Source organism: Shewanella sp. SG41-4, from assembly GCF_014164505.1.
Taxonomy (GTDB): Bacteria; Pseudomonadota; Gammaproteobacteria; order Enterobacterales; family Shewanellaceae; genus Shewanella.
The window spans coordinates 1-1,978 of sequence record NZ_JACJFI010000489.1 but is presented as its reverse complement, the minus strand read 5'-3'; the positions used below and the strand labels follow the sequence as shown (position 1 = coordinate 1,978).

The window sequence follows — 1,978 nt, the reverse complement described above, 5'->3', positions numbered from 1 at the left end:
CTAATCAGCAGTGGCAGGTAACGAGTAAAAACATCGCCAAGGTGAGTATTGTTAAGCAGATGATGGCTGGTAATACAGGAGTGATGGAGTTTTATTCTCCTGCGGTTAAACAAGATATGATTGCTGCATATACTAATGTGCCTACAACAGGGTGGGGTGTGATGATCCCGCAACCTTTAGATGAATTGTTTGCCAGAGCAGAGTCAGAGATATACACAACTTACTGGGTTGCTTTGTTGTCATTTAGCGCCTGTTTATTACTAAGTTGGTGGATTACAGGTTTAATTACACGTCCCATAGCCGCTTTAACACTTCAGGTGCGTGACTTAGCAGGCCAACAACGAGCAATCGCTCCATTAGTTAAACAGCGTATTGAAACAACCGAGTTTTTGGTACTATTTGATAGTTTTCATCGTATGTCGAAAGAGGTGATAAACAGCCAAGCTGATTTAGCTCAACGCGTTAAAGATAAGACGGCCGATTTAGGTAAAGCTAAATCAGAAGCGTTATATTTAGCGCACCACGATCAGGTAACTGGCTTACCTAATCGAATGTCGATTCGAAAAACCATTCAGCAACTTATTGATAGTAAACGATCATTTTTTCTGTTATTTATCGACTTAGATGGCTTTAAAAATATCAATGACACATATGGTCACGGAGCAGGAGATAGCTTGTTAGTGAGTATTGGCCAGCATGTGAGCCAAAATCTTGAGTCGGGTGATATTTTAGCGAGATATGGTGGCGATGAATTTGTACTGCTTTTACAAGGCGATAACCAGCGCGATAATGTATATAGCAGATCCAATAAAGTGTTAGCGCTAATCAAGCAGCCATATGTGATAAATTCGCACACGTTACTAGTTAGTGCTTGTATTGGGATTTCTCAATATGATGGTGAAGATATAGATACCGACGGGCTTATTCATCGCGCGGACGTTGCAATGTATCAAGCTAAGCATGCAGGTAAAGATCAAGTAATACTTGCAGGCTAATGATTAATTTGTATTACACGAGCTTAAAGTAAAGGATTGATTTCAAATAATGAGTCAACTAAAGCAAATCCACTATAACGCGCAAGCTAAACAACGCGGATTTACTTTAATCGAATTAGTTGTAGTGATTATTATTTTAGGTGTGTTAGCTGTGATAGCAGCGCCTAAATTTATTAGTTTAAAAAGCGATGCTTATGCCAGTGCCATGAAAGGTGTTGCCGGTGCCATTAATAGTGGTAAAAGCATGATTTATTCAGCTTGTGTTATTAGTATAAATTGTGATCAAACTGCTCCAGCGGCTGCAGGTAATGGCTCTGGCAATAGTATTAAGGTACAGGGTGAGAACATTATCTTGGCTTATGGATATCCGCGCCATACCTCAACAGGGATTGTTAGGATGATTAATATAAAAGATGGTGTAGATTTTAAAGTTACTGACTATAACGTTAGTGGACGTGAGGGTTTGCGTATGCGCCCCATAACCTAAAATCACTTTATCAAGCTCAAGCTTTTTGACTCGACGCAGACACGGCGTATCCGACATATTCACTTTGTCTGCGAGTTCAGAAATAGCCATTCGGCCTTGGCGCTGTAATATTTCTAACAGCTTGATGTCTTTTTTATCCATTGAGTAATTCGCTTTTCACTGAGTGATTATTGATATAAATAACACATTTTGGAGTGAAATCCTCTAATAATTTACCTTAAGATTAAAAATATCAAGTTCAATTGCACTCATAAACACAAATGCCATGGAGCAAATTCCATGGCATTAACTTAACGGTTGGTATAGAAATCGAATAATTTTCTAAGAAATAGGCATTAACACTCATCGATTTCCACCTCAACTAATGGTAACTCTCCGGCGGCTACAGGCTGTGAATAACGGATCTCGCACTTGTTAGCAGCATAATCAGCATTGGGGCGAATACGCAAACCCTCACGTCCACTAACGTTATAGTCAGTAACTTTAAAATCTACAC

Annotated in this window: 3 protein-coding genes; 2 read left to right on the top strand and 1 reads right to left on the bottom strand. The window is 39.3% G+C overall.

The window, feature by feature from the left end; translation table 11 throughout:
• Both H5202_RS21450 and H5202_RS24585 read left to right on the top strand, forming a co-directional pair.
• The coding region (locus tag H5202_RS21450; protein WP_182773837.1) for a diguanylate cyclase domain-containing protein at positions 1 to 995 on the top strand (995 nt) is incomplete at its 5' end.
• Positions 996 to 1,044: 49 nt separating this feature from the next.
• Positions 1,045 to 1,482 (top strand): type II secretion system protein, encoded by a 438-nt coding sequence (locus tag H5202_RS24585; RefSeq protein WP_182773836.1) that lies wholly within the window; start codon positions 1,045 to 1,047, stop codon positions 1,480 to 1,482.
• Here H5202_RS24585 and H5202_RS24415 read toward each other — a convergent pair.
• Positions 1,375 to 1,623 (bottom strand): Lrp/AsnC family transcriptional regulator, encoded by a 249-nt coding sequence (locus H5202_RS24415; protein WP_259397426.1) that lies wholly within the window; start codon positions 1,621 to 1,623, stop codon positions 1,375 to 1,377. The two genes, H5202_RS24585 and H5202_RS24415, sit on opposite strands and share 108 nt — an antisense overlap.
• Positions 1,624 to 1,978: the final 355 nt, after the last annotated feature.

Coding starts and splice junctions, on each gene's coding strand:
- H5202_RS24415 (WP_259397426.1), bottom strand. CDS start 1,623: ATGGATAAAAAAGACATCAAGCTGTTAGAAATATTACAGCGCCAAGGC.
- H5202_RS24585 (WP_182773836.1), top strand. CDS start 1,045: ATGAGTCAACTAAAGCAAATCCACTATAACGCGCAAGCTAAACAACGC.